The sequence below is a fragment of the Pseudomonas sp. ANT_J12 genome (assembly GCF_008370045.1).
GTDB lineage: Bacteria > Pseudomonadota > Gammaproteobacteria > Pseudomonadales > Pseudomonadaceae > Aquipseudomonas.
This window is the reverse complement of the sequence record NZ_VOBN01000006.1, coordinates 332,487-351,895: the sequence shown is the minus strand read 5'-3', so window position 1 is coordinate 351,895 and position 19,409 is coordinate 332,487. Positions and strand designations below refer to the sequence as shown.

General features: G+C 58.2%; 13 protein-coding genes and 1 pseudogene. 8 read left to right on the top strand and 6 right to left on the bottom strand.

The window, feature by feature from the left end; all coding sequences use genetic code 11:
• Positions 1 to 30 precede the first annotated feature (30 nt).
• The 5 genes from FQ192_RS16460 to FQ192_RS16440 form a co-directional block, all read right to left on the bottom strand.
• Entirely contained in the window at positions 31 to 990 is a 960-nt protein-coding gene (locus tag FQ192_RS16460; RefSeq protein WP_256672292.1) for a hypothetical protein, read from the bottom strand.
• 476 nt (positions 991 to 1,466) lie between these two features.
• Positions 1,467 to 2,531 carry a TniQ family protein gene (locus FQ192_RS35045; protein ID WP_372242348.1) on the bottom strand — a complete coding sequence of 355 codons (1,065 nt, stop codon included), beginning with the start codon at positions 2,529 to 2,531 and terminating at the stop codon, positions 1,467 to 1,469.
• Positions 2,532 to 2,536: 5 nt separating this feature from the next.
• Positions 2,537 to 3,430 carry a TniB family NTP-binding protein gene (locus tag FQ192_RS16450; RefSeq protein WP_149659514.1) on the bottom strand — a complete coding sequence of 298 codons (894 nt, stop codon included), beginning with the start codon at positions 3,428 to 3,430 and terminating at the stop codon, positions 2,537 to 2,539.
• Positions 3,427 to 5,346 carry a Mu transposase C-terminal domain-containing protein gene (locus FQ192_RS16445; RefSeq protein ID WP_149659513.1) on the bottom strand — a complete coding sequence of 640 codons (1,920 nt, stop codon included), beginning with the start codon at positions 5,344 to 5,346 and terminating at the stop codon, positions 3,427 to 3,429. Before FQ192_RS16445 ends, FQ192_RS16450 begins: the two co-directional genes overlap by 4 nt.
• Complete coding sequence (locus FQ192_RS16440; protein WP_306108892.1) at positions 5,343 to 5,867, bottom strand: TnsA endonuclease N-terminal domain-containing protein; 525 nt, start codon at positions 5,865 to 5,867, stop codon at positions 5,343 to 5,345. The genes FQ192_RS16445 and FQ192_RS16440 overlap by 4 nt, the downstream gene beginning before the upstream one ends.
• A 259-nt stretch (positions 5,868 to 6,126) precedes the next feature.
• Between FQ192_RS16440 and FQ192_RS16435 the strand changes: the two are divergent.
• From FQ192_RS16435 to FQ192_RS16425, 3 genes and pseudogenes are all read left to right on the top strand, one after another.
• Positions 6,127 to 6,777 (top strand): annotated as a pseudogene (locus FQ192_RS16435) (ATP-binding protein); the annotation flags it as partial.
• 62 nt (positions 6,778 to 6,839) lie between these two features.
• The gene (locus FQ192_RS16430; protein ID WP_149659511.1) at positions 6,840 to 7,418 is read left to right on the top strand and encodes a hypothetical protein; all 579 of its coding nucleotides are present in this window, start codon (positions 6,840 to 6,842) and stop codon (positions 7,416 to 7,418) included.
• An 82-nt stretch (positions 7,419 to 7,500) separates the two neighbouring features.
• Positions 7,501 to 7,707, top strand: coding sequence for a hypothetical protein (locus FQ192_RS16425; protein ID WP_178129131.1), 207 nt, complete (start codon positions 7,501 to 7,503; stop codon positions 7,705 to 7,707).
• A 52-nt stretch (positions 7,708 to 7,759) separates the two neighbouring features.
• Here the strand turns inward: FQ192_RS16425 and FQ192_RS16420 are convergent, their stop codons facing one another.
• Positions 7,760 to 8,974 carry an aldose 1-epimerase family protein gene (locus tag FQ192_RS16420; protein ID WP_149659509.1) on the bottom strand — a complete coding sequence of 405 codons (1,215 nt, stop codon included), beginning with the start codon at positions 8,972 to 8,974 and terminating at the stop codon, positions 7,760 to 7,762.
• A 268-nt stretch (positions 8,975 to 9,242) separates the two neighbouring features.
• On the opposite strand from FQ192_RS16420, the gene FQ192_RS16415 reads away from it, so the two are divergent.
• From FQ192_RS16415 to FQ192_RS16395, 5 genes are read left to right on the top strand one after another with little or no spacing between them, the layout of a single operon-like run.
• The gene (locus tag FQ192_RS16415; protein ID WP_149659508.1) at positions 9,243 to 10,598 is read left to right on the top strand and encodes an SrfA family protein; all 1,356 of its coding nucleotides are present in this window, start codon (positions 9,243 to 9,245) and stop codon (positions 10,596 to 10,598) included.
• 17 nt (positions 10,599 to 10,615) lie between these two features.
• Positions 10,616 to 13,681, top strand: a complete 3,066-nt coding sequence (locus FQ192_RS16410; protein WP_149659507.1) for a virulence factor SrfB — start codon at positions 10,616 to 10,618, stop codon at positions 13,679 to 13,681.
• Positions 13,678 to 16,389, top strand: a complete 2,712-nt coding sequence (locus tag FQ192_RS16405) for a putative virulence factor (protein ID WP_149659506.1) — start codon at positions 13,678 to 13,680, stop codon at positions 16,387 to 16,389. The genes FQ192_RS16410 and FQ192_RS16405 overlap by 4 nt, the downstream gene beginning before the upstream one ends.
• 3 nt (positions 16,390 to 16,392) lie before the next feature.
• The gene (locus tag FQ192_RS16400) at positions 16,393 to 17,409 is read left to right on the top strand and encodes a hypothetical protein (RefSeq protein WP_149659505.1); all 1,017 of its coding nucleotides are present in this window, start codon (positions 16,393 to 16,395) and stop codon (positions 17,407 to 17,409) included.
• The gene (locus FQ192_RS16395) at positions 17,409 to 19,403 is read left to right on the top strand and encodes a vWA domain-containing protein (RefSeq protein ID WP_178129142.1); all 1,995 of its coding nucleotides are present in this window, start codon (positions 17,409 to 17,411) and stop codon (positions 19,401 to 19,403) included. The genes FQ192_RS16400 and FQ192_RS16395 overlap by 1 nt, the downstream gene beginning before the upstream one ends.
• Positions 19,404 to 19,409 lie beyond the last annotated feature (6 nt).

The window sequence follows — 19,409 nt, the reverse complement described above, 5'->3', positions numbered from 1 at the left end:
GACGAAGTCCATTAATTTTAACGGCCCAACCTACACACGCAAACTCGCCGTGGGAGCAGGTACCCAATAATCGCCCGTCTGTAGCCTGACGTTGAAACCGTCTCTGCCTTGCAGCACAAGTGAGTCAAAGACCAAAGCTTTTTTGTTCACCCGCGCCACATCATGGAAAAACATCAGGGCGGTTTTGATCCAGGTCCGCACGAATGCATCACCTTCATCGGGTTGTAAAATCATAGCGTCCAGTTCTTTCTCCAGCTTGACCTTCCTGGCTCTAGATACGGACCGGTCATTTACAGCCATCTGCAGATTCGAATCATGGGCGCGGTTTAAGTAGCTGATGAAACCTTGCGCACCCGCCTTTTGTCCGGGCGTTTGCGTCAGATAAGTCGTGAGCGTCTTCTGCGTGGGCAGCTTATCAAGCGACGAAGATGCAGTAGCAAGCAAGCCTTTAGCGGCCCCCAACGACAGTCGCACCGACCGAAGTGTCGTGCTTCCTGCCGCGAGTTTTGACGAAAGGTAAGCTCGGTAGCCGATCAACGCCGACGCAGCGACGCCCTTGGGTACCGATAAAATTAGCTCATTAATCCTGCGCTTTTCGGAGTGTTCTTCACGCATGGCGCTGTCCGCTTCGACGCCATACCCTTCCTTGAGCCATAGCATTGGCACCTGCATTCTGCGAATACCATCAGCATTGAAGTGCTCAAGCAGTGAAATATAAGAAGGTATCCCGATTGGGACGGACTCCACGTAGGTAAAAAACGGCAGGTATCGCTTCAATCTCAGAGCGGCCTTGTGCGCTCCCATATGCGCTTGGAGCCATTGGCAGAACTCACTGAAAAGCTGACGGGTGTGTGAGTGTTCGAACGATTCCACATTTAAGGAAACTCGCCGTTTGAAGCTTTTTTCCCACGAACAAGATTCGCACTGTCTACCTCGCCCAGCGGGCATCATCTGGCTGCAAACCCCGCATGCGGTTTCTTTCTTTTCCACGCACAATTTGCATTGCATTTGCCCATCGGGGCCGAGCCTCAGAAATCTGTGGCGCCTGCAGCTTGGGCAGGTGGATGCGGTTGCTCTCGCACATTTGGGACAACATCTTGCGTCCGGATCAACCTTTAGCACCCGTGATAACCGCGGTGAGAGTTCACCACAAATGTCACACGGCTCCGGTGGTCGAAAGTGTGGGGCACAGCTATCGCACGCAGGTCCGTAGGGAGTCATCAAACCCACGTTACGGCCTGTTCTCTGGCAACGGACGCAAGGAGCTCGCAACTCACAGGTTCGGCATTTAGCACTTGGCTGAAACTTTGGCAGCCGGGCAAAACTACCGCAACCCGAGCACAGCGCCCGCTTGAACAGACGAGGATAACAAATCGCGCAAAATCGACGGCCACCGTGAACCCTTTTGGCCTTATCCATAAGCCTGTCGCATCCATCGCAGGTTTGCCCTAGCTGGTCGATAGCAGTCATCGTTGAATCTTCCTAAGTAATCTTTGCCACCTCATCAGCACGCTTTTCTGAGATCGTGGCGCTTCTATTTTCTTACTGGTGGCTGCTCTCTTGTGCAGAGCACGAAGCTCAGAAATCAATGTAGTAAGGCAAGCTGGTGCATTCTCTGGTAGTCGCGGAAATAGCGAGGGAGCAATGCACTCGCGAGCAGCCCCCTGAACGAATCGCTCTGGCCCCGCCTGGAGAATCAGCCAGACGTTAGCGAGCAAACGTGCCCGGTCCTCAGGCTTCAGGTATTCGAAGGGCAACCCTGTCGCGGGCGCAATCAAAACGTCGAAGTTGATGCCGAAGTCAGCGAAAAATCCTTTAGTGCAAAGGCTACGGGCTCTCTCAGCTGATCGAAGCACCCCAACCATCCACTTGCTCAGATAAAACCAGTCCGAAATTAGCAGTGGCTCCTCCCCATACATTTGGGGATTCCCGCACAGCAGCTCATCGGCAGCTTGTTGGAAGCGCAATGCTTTCATGTCTGCCGCAGTGGTGGAGGCCAGCGTGAGCTCGAACCGACAACGATGGCAGCGAGTCAAACCCGTCTCTGGCGGCTCTAGCATCTGAGGACACAGCGGAGCATCGCAACACTCACACCTGTCCAAAAGCGTTACCTGGTGGACGGAGCAGACTGTGTGCCAGCTCAATCTGTCCTGAATTCGGTAATGCGCCGCTCCTTCCAGAAAGCATTGCGGGCAGTACTGAAGTCCGCCACATCGTCTCCGGTTTTGCATACCCAAACAAAGTATCCACGGCGTCACTCCTTTGGGGAATTCCGCAGCCCCGGTCAATGCGCGCTGCACCGGCGTGAGCGTTGAACCTTCGAGTATTGTTGCTGATATGCCTGAAGCTTCAGCAAGTTTGACGAGTTGATCGCCCTTTGCTCCCCTGTCTGGATCGGTGCACCAATACCTCATTTCGGGCCAAAGGGATCCAGTAAGGGTCAGTGGGTCACACCCTTGCGCCAATGCGCATCTCACCAACCAAGACGAAATGATCTCGTCCTCCATAAGAGGTGGGACCAAGGGCCACATGGCAGTTACAGGGTACGCACGCGCGTGCCATCGGTACTCGTGGGTCGCATCCATTGGTTTTTCTCCAGGAGACGCCGGTCTATAACCTCGGTGCCCGACTGAATAGCTTCTTTCGCGCATTCTCTGAGCAGGTACTCGATATTCCCCGTGATGCCTTCGGAAATCGCATGAATGAGCGTTGTCAGTTCCGCGGAATACAACTTCGATGCTTTTTTCAGAGGGAGCACTGACTCAAAGCTTTTCAGGAAGCCTTGAAATTCTCCGTTGGCTGTCCAGCTGGGGAGCGCGACAACTTCGAAACGACTCGCATACTGAGGATCCAGTGAGAGCAGTTGCAGCGCCGTTCGAGTACCCACAAGGACCAGTGGAATTCGTAGCGTATTCGCGAGCATCTTAAGCTCATTCATAAGGTCCATTTTTTTCGAAGGCGATCCATTATTGATCGTATGGATCTCATCAATGATCAACATCCGCGTTTGTGCCTCGCGGATCAGATGCATGGCTTGATGACGAAGTTTGGCGAGTGGAGCGGCGGGGTTATGAGGCGCCCAAAAGCAATCTAAGATGGCGTTGTAAAGCTCTCTTTCGTCCGGCTTATGAATCTCGGCATAGATCACCGGCCGTACGCTGACCGCATCGTGACTAAGAAAGGGTTTTCCGGAAGACTCTCTGAAACGAGATATCACTGTCGTCTTACCGCTGTTGGACGCGCCGACGACTAGCAGATTTGGCATGCGCGGACGCTCAGGCTTTCGTAGGAGCCCATCAAGAATGTCCAGGAGTTTGCTTCCAGCGCGATAATCGATCCAGCGCGCCTCGTCCATAAACTGAATACGCTCGAGGTCCGTCTTATCCATGACGGGACGAAACTGGGGATGTATATGCTGATACTCAGTCACCAGACGTCTCCGAAAGTGTCTACGTCGTCGATTGACAAAAGGCCAGGTGAAGTTGGGAGCGTAGGTAATGTCGCTGTCGGCTCGACCCGGGGTTGAGGTGACGCCGGCGTCGTCTGCTTCGCATTGTTTTTACGCTTCTGAACACTTTGCCGCGCTTTTTTCGTACGAGCAGCCGCCTCCACCTCCTGTTCCCTGTTCTGGTCCAGTAACCGATCAATCAGCTCGTGATCGATAGCGCCTCTGCCCTCTTCCACTGCTTTCTTTTTCGCAGCGACGTATTCCGCAACAGTAGTTCCACCGTAGTGAGCGCGAGTGATGGGGATCTCAAAGTACTCTTTGACCGCAGGATCGTAGAACCAGATACGGTTGATATCTCGAGGGTCACGGCGAAATATGAACTTGCGTGCTTTCCCAGTCTTCTGATCTTTGGCGCCTATCCAAGGACGCAATGCCTCGGCAAAGTACATGGCATCCATCTCTACCCCGTAGGGGTTAATGGTCCGGCGCGATGCGGGCAGGAAGTCCAGCTGAAAGGCCCATGGATCGGCCACCCTTGGAGGCAATGGCACAATCGCGGGTTGCCCGTGATTGCCAAAGAAAGCGATGTTCCATTTTCTAATGGGTGCCATACCGATTTCGGAATGAAAATCGTTGTTGTACGAAATAATATTTCTGACCAATCGTTCTTCATATTCTTGAAAAGTGTAAATCGACTTCTTCTCGGAGTTATATTCTTTACGCTCCAGCGGGTTGCTAAAGGTGGCACCCTTTTCTTTTTTATTTTGCTCAGCAAACGTGCCCATCCAACGCTCAATGTGAGCGCCCCAATGCGGAGTTTTCCTCGGGCGAAATTCACGTTTGATATCGTGGTTCACGCACGACTGGATCAGACTGTAAGCCTTGAAATCTGCTCCGTTATCGCTGTGCAGAGTTATTGGCTTGCCCCACACCGGCCACTCAGCTTCGACACCATGCAAGGCTAACCAGCTTTCTTTGGGCAGAATGGAATGTACCAAGCACATCGCTACCGACACTGCGGACGGGGCATTCATCGAAAGAAAATAGCCTGTCACCATTCGCGAATGAATGCAGATTGCCAACGTTAACCAAGGACGTCCCATAGGGAGTCGATGAACATCGTCAACAAGGATAATGTCAGCGGGCGTGTGATCGATCTGCACGATGTGTAACGGATATTCGCCGACAAGCTCCCCTGGCCTAGCATCGTGTTTATTGCCTGCAAGCTCTTTGTAACCCCGAGCGATCAACCTCAATCGATCCGGGATTTTTTTGATGCGCGCGCGCACCGTCGCGCCGTTTGGGCGCGTGATCTTCCGTGCCCTGCATTGCTTATTCACTTCCTCGATAGTCGAGGCGACGGAGTGGCGCTGGTCGGTAAGATAGTGAGATTTGATGACCGAAGCGATGAGCTCTTCTATCTCGTCAGACGTTCTCTGACGGCCTTTTACCCAACCACGCTTAAACGGAATGAGCGCCGTGACCTCCCCATGATCCTTGTATCTATTCAACCATCGGTAAACGGTAACGGTATCAACACCCGCCTCTTTGGCTCTCTTTGCGACCACCCCTTTTTGCTTTCCATCAAGCGTCAAAAGAGGCTCAATTATTGAGAAGCGCTTCTGGGCCGTGGCCCACTCTTCGGTGCTAATTTCTGCGAGATCATGGTTAATGTATGGGCCCGTGATTTTTTCGGCGAGCACAGGTTTAAGCTCGGCGATTCGCAAGACCTTTGCCCGACCACTTTCCACATTGATCCCGAGAACCGCATGGAAATCCAGGACCTGTTTGATCCGGTAGATTTCCTTTTGGTAGCAGACCAACTGGTCCGCAATGATAGAGACGAGCGAGCGATCGATTTTTTTGCCAGAAGACTTTCCTTCTTGTGCATCGCTCATGCAGTCACCGTCACTTCGAGGTACTCATCGAAATGCCTCGATATGTCGCAGTCGAGCTGTCGTGTAGCAATCATATGAAAAAGTACGGACCAGCCTAAGGTTTCGGAGCCGGTGAAGTGGAGCGCCAGCAGATAGTGAATGGGGGCACTCCCCATGAATAACACCGTGCGGACAACGGCGTCCATATCCTCTTCCGAATAGTCTCCACGCTTAAACCGTTCGATGTACTGAATGTTCTTGAGTGCCGGTCCCTTGATCCTGGATTCGTCATAGATGTGAAAACTCCATTCCCGCTCTGCGGCATATCTCCAGGCCGCCTTCCATTTGGGCAACCACTCTCGCCATTTTTCACGCCACGCCTCTTCCGGTTTGACTTCCACCAGCATCGGTCGACGTCCGGTGCGGCTTTTGAAGTGCACCAGAAAGTCAGGGATGTAGGTGTACGACCGGCCGTTATGTGCGACGAAATCCAACTTCACGGGCTGTGAGCCAACAGTTACCACATCTCGGCTGAAATCCATCCGGTGAAGAAAATCACGCTCTAGAGACGACTCGAAAGCTACCCCTACACCGCGAAATGCATAGACCCCCGAAAGGCTCCGATGCGTAGCTTTGATGCGTCTCTCGACAGAGAAAGGATTCTGGTTGCAGCTATTTCTATCCATTTTTCGGCCAGTTGCGTCTATTGATAGGATTTCGTTGCAAATTTGTCTGAAAAATCATACGACAGAATGCGTATTTAGAGTTGAAGTCGCTGCATTTATTTCTCAAAGTCACAGCGGCTCAAAACCGCAACCCGGCGAAATCACCCTCGCCCACCATGGCGTGCTGTTCCTCGACGAACTCCCAGAGTTTGATCGCAAAGTCTTGGAGGTGTTGAGGGAGCCGCTGGAGTCCGGCCACATCGTGATATCCCGTGCCAAGGACCGAGTGCGCTTCCCGGCACGCTTCCAACTGGTGGCCGCAATGAACCCCTGCCCCTGTGGATATCTTGGCGAACCCAGCGGCAAATGCAGTTGCACACCGGACATGGTCCAGCGCTACCGCAACAAACTCTCCGGCCCGCTGCTGGATCGCATCGACCTGCACCTGACCGTCGCCCGGGAAGCCACGGCGTTGAATCCTTCGCCCAAACCCGGTGATGACACCGCCACCGCCGCAGCGCTGGTCGCCGCCGCACGGGAACGGCAACACAAACGCCAAGGCTGCGCCAACGCCTTCCTTGATCTGCCGGGCTTGCGTCGGCACTGCAAGTTATCCACAGCCGATGAAGCCTGGCTGGAATCCGCCTGCGAACGTCTGACGTTGTCACTGCGGGCGGCTCACAGACTGCTCAAAGTCGCCCGTACGTTGGCGGACCTTGAACAGGTTAACGGGATCAACCGCGAGCACTTGGCGGAAGCGTTGCAATATCGACCTGCCTCAACATAACCAATGGGCATCACCGCAAATAATTTATGCAGATCACTATTTACAGGGAGCATCAGAAATACATGGATCTACTAAAAAGTCATTGGATCAGATTTGTTTATTGCCTGTTAAGCATTGCTATCGTATGGGCGGCGCTCTTACAGCAGGAATTTGTTGTTGGCTCCCCGACCACCCTGAATAACTTTTCCTACATTGGCACTGTAATTACGATCGTCGCGCTCATCATTTCAATATCTGAAGTTTTGCACACTGTTCGTTACTCACGCAGTATCAGTGCAGAAGCCAACAGAATACTCAAGGACGCAAAAGCCGTAGAGGGCGCCTCAGCCGTCAGTGAATGCATTGCGACGCTCAATGAAACAGCAGGTTATGTTGACACCGAAAACTACCCATTGGCGCTGAAGTGCTATCAGCATTTCAGGATTCTGTTTGCCAAAATACCCGGTACAGGTCAGGAGTTCGAAAGGATTGACACTATCCTTGGAGAAACAGAAATCAGTATCAGAAAAGGAGTTTTCGCGACGGCAACCACCCCGCTCGAAAAGCCGGTCAGAATCCTTCTTCATCACAATCTTGAAAACATCAAAGAAAACCTAGAAAAAGTTAATCCAGCCAGAGGGCGCCAATATGCTACCGCCTAGATTTTTCGATTTCATCAAAGCACTCACCGCGAGAACGGAGCGGGGTGAATTCACCTGGAGTTACGACGACAACAATTCGTTTGTGAAACTCAAAGAAAAGGAATTTTCTCTTTCATTGCGTTACAGCTTCAACGCCGATGAGAAGTATGCGGAGTACGTCATTTATTACATCGATGAGATCAGAAATAAGGAACACCGGTTTTATACCAACCAAACCTGGAATGACTTCGATTTCATCCGGCGTCTGTTCGACGCTGCACAAGCCTCAGAAATGAGACTTCCCTTCTAGCCCTTTAATGAGCAGCGGAAACAGGTATCCACCGCTCATCTCGTAAGGCCGCTTATTCTTTGGACAAATCCACCAACGGCGCCTGCCTCACCTCAGTCGCCCGTCCACCCTGAATCTCACTCACCCGCGCCAATGCCTTATCCACAGCCCCTTTATCCGCCAACAAGCTATAGCGAATCTGGAACTGCTTCTGCTCTTTCACCCCAATCGTCGGCACCAAACCGAGCGGCCGTTGATACCGACGGTTGTAGGAAAAACTCGTCCCCGGCTCCAGCCCCGTCACATACCCCTGCCCTTGGGTATCGGTGTTTTTCCACAACGAGAACACCGGCAACTGATGAGTATTGAAGCCCACCGAAACCCCAAGGCTGCCCGCCTTGTTGTGCAGCACGGTCAGGGTGTCGCCCTTGGCGTCGCCGTACGGCACGACGTTGTAAACCGTTTCGTCGTAATCCTTGGTCGGCGCACGGTAAGTCTGCCAGTCCGGCAAGTCACCCTTGGCCTTGTCGTTGAACGGCGAAACCTGTTTCACCGGTGCGACAAAACGGGCGCCTTGTTCAAGGAACGGAGTGCTGAAATTGCTGTGGTACAGCGCCTGATACTCCTTCGGATAGTCGCCGTTGTTGGTCAAGGTATCGTTGAGGGCAAACGCCACGCTGCCGGGCTCGGTGACCAGTTCGGTATGCACCGAGAAATCGACTTTCTTGAACGCCTGTTCCTTCAACTCGCCGCGCAGGCTGATGGCGTACGGCGGCTTTTCATCTATATGCAGGGTGACTGTGCTGGCCGGGATGTTGGCGGCGCGGCCATGGAGGGTCAACAGTTCGCCATTGTCCAGGCCGGGGTGGCCGACCCATTCGTAGCCGCAGCGGGCGACGAGTTCGTTGAAGCCTTCGAGCCAACCGAGACCGCCACGACCATTGAGTTCGATGAAGGACGGATTGACCACGTCCTTGACCGGCGAATCCCAACCCATGCGCACATTGCCTACAGACGCTTGCAGGACGTTCATCCCGCGAGTCGGCACCACCGAGAGTTTCAGCGTGCCGTTGTCGATGTCGACGATGCTGACGCCCTCCTGCCGACCACCGTGCAAGGTGCGCAGGGTCACGGAGAAGGGTTTGTCGGTTTTCACCCCCAGTTGCTGGCTGGTGATTTGCCAGTTCTGGGCAGCTTTGTCGGTGTCGAGGAGGACGTAATCCCAGGCCATGGCGTGGGAAGCGGCGGACAGCGCGCCAAGGGTGATGACAAGTTTGAGCGGGGTCATGGGGGAAGCCTTTCTTGGATTTGTGTATTTTTTATAGCGCTGATGAAACGATTCAGCAAGGTTAAAAAATGCACACGTCCCGGCGCTCCCCAGCAAATACACATCAACCTCAAGCAGCCTCTTGATTCTTGCACTAGTCTCAAACGGTTTTGGACCATCGACTGATTGACGGCGACATCATAATGACATTAAGGTCGCCAGCTAAATGCAGGAGCAAGTACAGACATGTTTGTCTGACATTTTGCGCAACGGATCATATGGAGTTTGGATGCGCGGGGCACTATTACGCAGCGGTAAGAGCGGGTCATTCACTGCCCTGGGCGAAACAGGTCAACCGGTCTACCGGGCAGCCCTGCAATTGCGCGAAGCCATTCGCCGCAAGAACCCCGAGCTGGTCGATCACCTGGCCATTCCTCAAAGCGATGAACTCGGTAACCAGATCGACTGGTACAGCGGCCTCGACGGCGATGTGATCCCGTGGAGCAGCGCCACCGAAGAGGAGCGCGCGCCTGCCCGTCGCCAACTGGAAGCCCTGAAGACGGCGCTCGACGAGTTGAGCCTGCGTTTCCTGGGCACTGACCCGGCCGAACAGCAGCAAGGCGATAAAGCCGTGTTCGGCAAGTTGCTCAAGCGCGTCATTCATTTCCCCGACGAAAACTTCGTTTACCTGGTGCAAGGCAAACCGGTGCTGACTTTCTGGGGTTTCGAGCATGCCGGTGCCGACCGCAATCGCGATCCATTGCACTGCCTCTATTCGGTTCCGCCCGTATTCACCCTGCCACCGGTGGTCGAAGCGCCGGTGGTTGCGCCTGTCGTGCCGGTGGTGATCGCTCGTCCGTGGTGGCGTCGCTGGTGGTGGCTATTGCTGCTGCCCTTCTTGCTGCTGCTGTTGTGGCTGTTGCTCGGCTTGCGCGGTTGCGTGCCGATTCCGCTGGTGGCGGTTGATCTGCTGCCAACGGGCCTCGTCCCGGTAGATAACCAACGGGAAGAACCACAACTGACCGGCACAGCCACGACGCTGAATGGCGTTCCCGTGACCGGCACCGTCGCAGGCTCTACCACCGCTGCTGCCGTGGAAGGCACCCACGGTGTGGAAGCGCCAGCGGTCGAAGGCGACGAGGCGGACGCTGCGCCTGCCGACATCACCCAGGACCCGGCAGCCGAAGCCCCGGCCACGCCACCTGAAAACAAAACTGCGCCGCCAGCCGTCACACCGCCCGACGCGGAAAAAGCCGCTGCCGCCAAACCCGGCCCGGCGCTGAGCATTCCACCGGACGCCGCCGACGGTGCCGCCGACTTCCTCGATGGCCAGTACCGCGCGGGCGCCGGCATTCAGGACCGCCGAACCGGCAAGCCGCTGCGCCTGGAATACCAGTTCAAGGACGGTAAAGGCGAAGTCACCGTGCACCAGGCCGACGGCTCGAAATGCAGCGGCCCGGTCACCGCCGCCATGAAGGGGGGCAGTCTGGCCATCGACAGCCAGGGCCAGGCCGTGTGCGGCGATGGCAGCACCTACGACATGCCCAAGGTCAACTGTCGCAAAGGGGCGACTACGGTCGCGGACTGCACCGGCGGTTACGGAAAAGATCAATTCCCCATGTCCATGCGGCAAGCGGGCGAATAAATACGGAATAACCTGACATGTTGCCTGAAGTCACCCAATTCGAAGACACCGTCACCCTGGTCAGCGACACGGGTATCCAGTTCATGGATTTCGCCCTGCGCCTGGATCCTCGCAAGGAACCGGCGGGCGAGTTCGCGCCGATGATCAGCGGGCTGATCTGCCGGCTGATGTACAACGAAGAGAAAGACTTCTACTTCTACGAGCCCGAACCGGAAAAGGTCGAGAAGGCCAAACCAGCGTTCAGCGTCGACATGAAAAGCAGCCTGGAGCTGCTCGACGGTGTCTGGCTGCCGATCCCGTTTTTCCGCTTTATGCCGCCGTACCGCTTCGACGAAGGCCCGAGCAACTGGTCGCGCATGCGCCTGGTGAAACTGGCCACACCCGATATCGACGGCAACACCCACCGACTGACCATGGCCTTCGACAGCCGCGTCATGCCCAAGCGTGACGGCACCGCCTACCTGGCGCCGAACGAAGAAGACATCAGCTCCGGCGTGTCCTTCAAACTGGCGACCAAAGCCAGCGAAACCCGTTGGTTCCTGTCCCAGCCGTGGGTCAACGAATGGCTGCTCGAAGTGTTCAACGAAGGCAACGCCCACCGCTCCCGGGAAGAGCTGGACATCGACATCCGCGCCAACCATCACCTGGCGCACTACCTCAATTTGCTGAGCCTGTTGAGCAAACCGTCAGTGGCCGCGCAGTCGACGGCGCGGCCGAAGGTCGAAATCCCCGAACTGAAGGTGGTCGCCAACGACAGCAATGGCCTGGTCAAGCCGATCCTGGTGGATCTGGTACTGGACGTCGGCAACTCTCGCACCTGCGGCATCCTGATCGAAAACCACGGTCAGGCCGGCTCCGGGCTTAAGCAGAACTACGTGCTGGAACTACGTGACCTGATCACCCCCGAGCACACCTACAACCAACCGTTCGAAAGCCGTGTGGAATTCGCCCAGGCGAATTTCGGCAAGGACCATTGCTCGGTCAAGAGTGGCCGCCACGATGCGTTCCAGTGGGCAACCATCGCCCGGGTCGGTAATGAGGCTGGCCGCCTGGCCAGCCGCCGTCGCGGCACCGAAGGTTCCACCGGGCTGTCGAGCCCGAAACGTTACCTGTGGGACGAAAACGCCTACGGCCACGGCTGGCGTTTCAACTGCTCGTACATCAAGACCGACAACGAACCGTACGCCACGGCGGCGCCGTTCTCGCACCTGATCAATGAAACCGGCGAGGCGCTCTACAGCCTTGAAGAAGACGATCGCCTGCCGGTGTTCATGCCCCGTTACTCGCGCAGTTCGCTGATGACCTTCATGCTCGCCGAAGTCCTGGCCCAGGCGCTGTCGCAGATCAACAGCCCGGCCCAGCGCTCGCGCCAGGGTCACACCCGTTCGCCGCGCCAGCTCAATAGCATCACTCTGACCGTGCCGCCGGGGATGCCCCAGGCCGAGCGCAGCATCCTCAACGAACGCATGTTGCAAGCCATCGGCCTGGTGTGGAAAAGCCTCGGCTGGCATGCCGGCGAGGAAGATCCGCATCAGGACCCGGCCATCAGCCCGCGCACGCCGATCCCGAGTATCCGCGTCGAATGGGACGAAGCCTCCTGCGGCCAATTGGTGTACCTGTACACCGAGGTCAACGAGAACTTCGCCGGTCACCCGGAAGAGTTTTTCGACACCATCGCGCGCCCCGACAAGTCCGACCGCGAGCGCATCACGCTGGCGACGATCGACATCGGCGGCGGCACCACCGACCTGGTGATCACCGACTACCGCCTCGACCGCGCCGGCAACACGGGCAGCGGCAGCAACGTGCACATCGTGCCGGAACAGCGTTTCCGCGACGGTTTCAAAGTCGCTGGCGACGACATCCTGCTGGACGTGATCCAGGACTTCATCCTGCCGAGCTTCGAGAAAGCCTTGCAGAACGCCGGGGTCAAGGCCCCGGATTCGCTGATGTCGCGCTTGTGCGGCGATGAATCGGTCAGCGCCCAGGACATGATCCTGCGCCAGCAATTGAACCTGCAGGTGTTCTCGCCGCTGGGTCTCGCATTGCTCAAGGCCTACGAGCATTACGACCCGCAAGTGCCGCAGGAAGTCAGCCCGCAAAGTTATCGCCAACTGCTGGGTGACAACGCGATCAGCCAGACCGTGCTCGATTACGTCAACGCCGCCGTACGCCGCGATGTTGGCGGCCAGAGCGGTTTCGACCTTTATGAAGCGCCGATCAGCTTCGACCTGCAAAAGCTCCACGCCGCGTTCCTCAACGATCAGATCAACATCACCAAGATCCTCGGCGCACTGTGTGAAGTGGTCGCGCATTACCCCTGCGACGTCCTGCTGCTGACCGGCCGCCCTTCGCGCCTGCCCGGCATCCAGGCCTTCATCCGCAAGGTGTTGCCGCTGCCACCGGGGCGCATTCTGGCATTGCAGAACTACCGCACTGGCGGCTGGTATCCGTTCCACAAGAATGGCCGGATCGACGACCCGAAAAGCACCGCGTCGGTCGGCGCGATGCTGTGCCTGCTGTGCGCCAACCACAGCGTGCCGAACTTCTATTTCCGCTCCTCGGCGCTCAAACCGTATTCGACGGTCAAGCACATCGGCGTCATCGACCTGAACAACGTGATCAAGGATGCCGACGTGCTGTACCGCGACATCCAGTCCGAAGACTACAAAATCAAGCTGCCGGAAATCGGCACGGGCGACGACGCCGACACGCCGCAACTGGAAATGCGCGGCGACCTGCGCCTCGGTTTCCGCCAGTTGGCCGCCGACCGCTGGGCCGCTTCGCCGCTGTACACCTTGCGCTTTACCAAAGCCGGCCGGGAGAAGTTCTCCCGCGCGGTCGGTGAAAACGGCAGCGCGCCGCTGCTCAAGGTGCGCTTTGAGGTCAAGGCTGCGGACAAATACACCCGCAAGCAGGATCTGGTCAGCGATCGCCTCTCGGTACGCGACATTGAATCCAACAGTAACAACGTCAACTTCAACCCGCGCAGCGACCTCGAGCTGGAACTCAACACAATGCTCGACGCCGGCCTGAGCGAGACCAAGTACTGGCTCGACAGTGGAAGTGTGAAACGCAAATGAATGACCTGACCCCCGATCAACAAAAGCTCTCTGCCAGTTGGGCCGCTGTTTATGAAGGTGCCGGTCAGGCGCTGGAATGGATTGGCCAGACGCGCGTCAACGCGCCCCGCCTGGACAGCGAAGCCGACAACCTGAACATCCGCCTGCACCGCGCCCGCAACCTGGCCCACAGCCTGGGTCGCGTGGCCTGCACGCCGATGACCATTGGCTTCTTCGGTTTGTCCCAGGCAGGCAAGTCCTACCTGATCTCGGCCCTCGCGGCCGGGCAGAACGGCAAGCTGGAAACCCATTACGGCGGCCAGCGCCTGGACTTCATCAAGCACATCAACCCGGTGGGTGGCGGCAAGGAAGCCACCGGCCTGGTGACGCGCTTCAGCCGTCGTGCCACGCCGAGCACGGACGATCAGTTTCCGGTCGAGCTCACACTGTTCAAGGAAATCGAACTGGCGAAGATTCTCGCCAATTCCTGGTTCAAGGACTTCGATCTGGAGCGGATTTCCTACGAGATCGACGAAGAACGCATCCAGCGTGTGCTCAAGCCGTTCGAAGGTCGGGAAAACGGGCCGATCCAGCCCGGGGTCAACGCTGACGACCTGGTGTCGTTGTGGGATTACCTGCGGGACAACTTCCGCAACTCGGTGAAGAAACTCGAACACCTGTATTGGCCGAAGGCCTTGCAACTGGCACCCCGCCTGAATTTCCAGGAGCGCGCCGAACTGTTCGCCATCCTTTGGGGTGAACAGAGCGAGTTGACCCGGGTGTACCAGCAACTGGCCGGCGCCCTGCACAAGCTGGGCCTGCCCGAGACCGTGTTCGCACCGTTGAAGGCCTTGGTGAGTTTCGAAAACGACACCTACAGCCAGCGCGACAGCATCATGAACGTCGACATCCTCGAACGCTTCGGCAGCCCGCGGGACTTGCCGATCGACGTGCGGCCCCGGATCGACGGGCGCCTGCAAAACAGCCAGGGCATTCCCGTCGCGCAACTGGCGGCCTTGACCGCCGAAATGACCTTCTGCCTGATCGAAGCCCCGGCCGACGACATCGTCAACCAGGTCGATCTGCTGGACTTCCCCGGCTATCGCGGGCGCAAGAAGTTGCACGAAATCGCCGACTCCAACGACCCGGAATCCGCGACCAAGGACAATTCCGTCTCGCAGCTGATCCTGCGCGGCAAGGTCGCGTACCTGTTCGAACGCTACACCGACAACCAGGAAATGAACGCGCTGGTGGTGTGCACCGGTTCGACCAAGCAGAGCGACGTCAACGACGTGGGCCCGGTGCTGACGCGCTGGATCGAGAAAACCCAGGGCGCCGACGCCGCCGCGCGCAGCAAACGCAGCACCGGCCTGATCTGGGCGCTGACCATGCTCGACCTGCGCATCACCAACTCCCTGAGCCTGACACCGGATCAGTACGACGAGAGCTGGAACGGCATGGTCAAGCTGACCATGCTCGAGCGCTTCGGCAGCCTGAGCTGGATGAACGACTGGGCCGGCACGCCGTTCCAGAACACCTTCCTGGTGCGCAAACCGCGCATGGATGCGGCGTTCATCGGCCAGGACGCCAGCGGCGCCGAAACCGGGATCAATGCCGGCTATCAAGAACGCATCGATGCCCTGGGCAGCAGTTTTGCGAGCAACGCACTGGTGTGCAAACACATCAACGCCCCTGCCAACACCTGGAAGGAAATGCTGCGCAACGATGACGGTGGCATCAGCCACTTCAGCGGCAGTTTCAAGGGCGTGGCCAACATCGATTTCAAACTGCAACGCATCCGCGAGCAACTGGACGAGTGCCTCGAAGGTCTGACCACCCACGGCCTGAGCACCTGGTATCACGCTGACGGTGATGGCGCCGCCGCCGCCAAGAAAGCCCAGGCGCAGATGATTCTGTCAGGCCTGGGTCGTCGCCCGGCGGTACTGGGCGAGTTCATCGATCAACTCGACATGCCGAGCGAAGAGGTACGCGACCTGTACCTCAGCGGCGTGTACGAAACCGAGGACGAATCCGCCGCCAGCGATGAACCGGTCGCTCCGACCGCAAACCAGAGCCTGTACGGCAATGACGCCGGTTTCGACTTCGATTTCGGCGACGACCTGGGCCACGACACACCGCCCAGCAGCAAGACCGGCGCCCCGGCACCGGAACTGCAAAGCAACGAACACCGCTTTGCCAAAGCCGCGTTCAAGGCCTGGATCGCGCACCTGCGTGAACTGACCACCCGGCAAAGCCTGCTCAACCTGCTGGGCCTGGAAAAAGCCTTGCTCGAAGCGGTGGTCGACGAACTGATCACCGCCGGTTACCGCCAGGACCTGCCGGGGCAACTCAGCCGTGCCGTGCTCAAGCGTGCGCAAAGCGGCGCGCGAAGGGATCAACTGGTCGAGCGCCAGGTCCTGGAAGTGCAACGGGTCCTGCGGGATTTCGTGTCCTGGTTCGGCTACATCCAGAAACCGGTGAGCGAGCGGCCGATCAGCCGCGCCGGGGCCAAGGCACCGTTGTTTTCGTTCTACTCCGACATCGGCCCGGGCCAGGTGCCCGTGCTGCCGGCGCAACCGGCGAACCAGGCGCAGCGGTTCCTGGGCGACTGGCTCTCGGGTCTGGCCTACATCACGATGGACAACGCCGGCCATGGTGCCGGTCGCGAAATCACCCCTGAACAGAACGAACGGCTGGGCCATGTGCTCTCAGCCTTCGCAGCGAGATAAGCAATGCCAATTCGTGTCGACCTGCTCGCCTTAGAGCCCAATGTGCCTGGCCAGGCCAACCTCACTGTGAAGAAATGGCAGGGTGGCGAAGAACGGCTGGAGTTTTCCATCCAGCGTAATCAGGACGGCTTCTACCTCCAGGACAAAAAGGCCTGGAGCAACAATCCGTTCTGGTTCCAGGTCGCACGCTTCAACGTCGCGGCCAGTGGCGAAGCCCTCGAAACCCCGGTCGGTGCGGATGTGCTCGACCCGTTGCTGGAAGGCAGCGCCGGTTCGCAATTCCAGATCGAACTGCGTGAACAAGGACTCGGGCATTCCGACAAAGGCGTGGTGCGCCCTGGCGTCGGGCTGCTGCCGTCCACGGCTGGCGGCCAGACCCGCCCGACTTACGGCGGCGCAGAATTGACGGCGCCAAAGGAGCCGGAACCCGAGATCCCGGAACTGCCTGAACTGATCCTGCCAACGGCCGAGCCGGAAGCGGAGCCGGAACCGCTGGTTGCCGAACCCGTCTACACCCCGCCACCGGCCCCGGTGAAAAAGAGCAACAAAGGCCTGATCGCCTTGTTGATCGTGGTGCTATTGCTGCTGGCCGCGGGCGCCGGGTTCTGGTTCTACAAACGCACCCCGGCGCCTGCCCCGGTGGTCGCAGCTGCCGCACCGGCCACGGCCAACGCCGAAGCCTGCACCCTCGACAGCATGAACAGCCTGCCCGAACTGACCTTCGTCCAGACCTGCATCAAGGCCGCGCCCGACAGCGCCAAGCTGCTGGAGATCATCAACCAGGCCAAGGCCGGCAAACACTGCGGCGTCGCCCAGCGCCTGTACGCCAACCGCGCCCAGGCCGGTGATCCGCTGATCGCCAATGCCTATGCCCGCGAGTACGACCCGAAATACCTGAAGGCCAGCGAGTGCTTCCCGGTCGCGGACAACGCCACCGCTGCCTATTGGTACGAAACCATCCTGACCCAGGACCCGAACAACGCCGAAGCCAAGCAGCGTTTCGAGGAGTTGCAGAAGTGATGCGTTCGCCCGTGAGTCGTTTCCTGTTGAGTGGCGCCGCGTTGCTGGCGCTGTGCATCAGCCCGTTGTCCCAGGCCGATGACAAGCCGCTGATCCAGGCCGGTAAAAAGACCTTGTTCCAGCGCGTACTGACCACCCCGGGCTGCAAAATCAGCCCGACGGCCGGTGGCGCGGCAGGTGATGCGCAACCGGTGTTCAGCCGTTTCTACGTCTACGAGCGGGCCCAGGCCGCCAATGCCGAATGGCTGAAAGTCGGCCCCGACAGCTACGGCAAGACCATTGGCTGGCTGCCCGCCGCGTGCACCACCGACTGGAAGATGCAACTGACCCTGGCCTTCACCAACCCGGCCAACCGCGATCGTTTGTTGTTCTTCAAGGACCGCGCCACCGTCGAAGGCATCCTCGATGCGCCGGACCCGGTGAGCAAAGTCGCCCCGCTGCGGGCAACGCTGAAGAAGGGCCAACAAGCCCCCGGCGTGCTCGCCGAAGAACCGGAATACTTCGTCGACCTGCAAAAGCAGTTCTACCTGTTGCCGGTGCTCAGCGGCGAAGAAGTCATGACCGAGGGCGGTTTCCGCACGCGCCTGCTGAATGTGGCATCGGTGAGCAAGCCCGATGACAAGGATCCCAAGGGTGGTGCAGCCAAAAACGGCGCCACCGGTAGCAAAGAGGCCGATGAAAAGGCCGCCAGTCAACTGAAGGAATTCAGTGCGGCGGTGGTGTTTGTCATCGACTCGACGATTTCCATGGACCCGTACATCGACCGCACCCGCGAGGCGATCCGCAAGGTCTATCAACAGATCGAATCGCAGAACCTCGGCAAGCAGGTCAAGTTCGGCCTGGTGGCGTTCCGTTCCAGCACCCAGGCGGTGCCGGGCCTGGAATACACCACCAAGATGTACGCCGACCCGACCCAGGTGAAGGACAGCTCCGACTTCCTGGCCAAGGTCGCCGACCTCAAGCAAGCCAAGGTGTCGAGCAGCAGTTACGACGAAGACGCCTTCGCCGGGGTCATGCACAGCATCGACAAGATCGACTGGAGCCAGTTCGGTGCGCGCTACGTGGTGCTGATCACCGACGCCGGCGCCATCGAAGGCGACGACAAGCTCTCGCAGACCGGTTTGAGCGCTTCCCAGGTCCGCCTCGAAGCCGCCAATCCTGGCGTGGCGATTTACACCCTGCACCTGAAAACCCCGGCCGGGGTCAAGGATCACGCCAAGGCCGAGGCGCAGTACCAGAATCTGTCGACCTATCCGGGCACCAACACCTCGCTGTATTACCCGGTGAATGCCGGTGATGTGCAGGAGTTCGGACGCAAGGTCGATGCCCTGGCCACGGCCATCACCTCCCAGGTGAAAGCCGCCTACATGGGTGAAGACGCCATCGGCAGCGCGGCGAATGCCAAGCAGGATCCGGCCGAGAAGAAAATGCTCGAAGACGCCGCCCTGATCGGCCACGCCATGCAACTCGCTTATCTGGGCGAACGCACCAACAGCAAGGCCCCGCCGGTGTTCAAGGCGTGGATCACCGACCGTGACCTGATCAAGCAGAACATCCCGACCACCGATGTACGGGTGCTGCTGACCAAGTCCCAGCTCAGCGACTTGAGCGACGTGATGAAGCAGATTCTCGACGCCGCCAACGAAGGCCTGATCTCGCCAACCGAGATGTTCGATCGCCTGCGTGCGGTGGCCGCGACCATGGGTGCCGATCCGAACCAGCTCAAGCAGAACGGCAACGCCAAACTGGCGGACATGGGCGTACTCGGCGAGTACCTCGAAGACCTGCCGTACCAGAGCGAAGTGCTGAACCTGGACGAAGAGACCTGGAAGAGCTGGGATGGCCTGGCCCAGGAGAAATTCATCCGCACGCTCAACACCAAACTGCGGCACTACCAGCGCTACAACGCTGACGTCGACCGTTGGGTGGCTTTAGCCAAGGACAGCGACGCACGGGACAACGTTTACCCCGTGCCCCTGGAAATGATGCCTTAACGAGAC

Excerpts from the sequence above, each read along its gene's own strand:
- FQ192_RS16405 (WP_149659506.1), top strand. The coding sequence starts at position 13,678 with ATGAATGACCTGACCCCCGATCAACAAAAGCTCTCTGCCAGTTGGGCC.
- FQ192_RS16445 (WP_149659513.1), bottom strand. The coding sequence starts at position 5,346 with ATGAGCGATGCACAAGAAGGAAAGTCTTCTGGCAAAAAAATCGATCGC.
- FQ192_RS16420 (WP_149659509.1), bottom strand. The coding sequence starts at position 8,974 with ATGACCCCGCTCAAACTTGTCATCACCCTTGGCGCGCTGTCCGCCGCT.
- FQ192_RS35045 (WP_372242348.1), bottom strand. The coding sequence starts at position 2,531 with ATGTGGCCCTTGGTCCCACCTCTTATGGAGGACGAGATCATTTCGTCT.
- FQ192_RS16430 (WP_149659511.1), top strand. The coding sequence starts at position 6,840 with ATGGATCTACTAAAAAGTCATTGGATCAGATTTGTTTATTGCCTGTTA.
- FQ192_RS16415 (WP_149659508.1), top strand. The coding sequence starts at position 9,243 with ATGCGCGGGGCACTATTACGCAGCGGTAAGAGCGGGTCATTCACTGCC.
- FQ192_RS16440 (WP_306108892.1), bottom strand. The coding sequence starts at position 5,867 with ATGGATTTCAGCCGAGATGTGGTAACTGTTGGCTCACAGCCCGTGAAG.
- FQ192_RS16410 (WP_149659507.1), top strand. The coding sequence starts at position 10,616 with ATGTTGCCTGAAGTCACCCAATTCGAAGACACCGTCACCCTGGTCAGC.
- FQ192_RS16400 (WP_149659505.1), top strand. The coding sequence starts at position 16,393 with ATGCCAATTCGTGTCGACCTGCTCGCCTTAGAGCCCAATGTGCCTGGC.
- FQ192_RS16395 (WP_178129142.1), top strand. The coding sequence starts at position 17,409 with ATGCGTTCGCCCGTGAGTCGTTTCCTGTTGAGTGGCGCCGCGTTGCTG.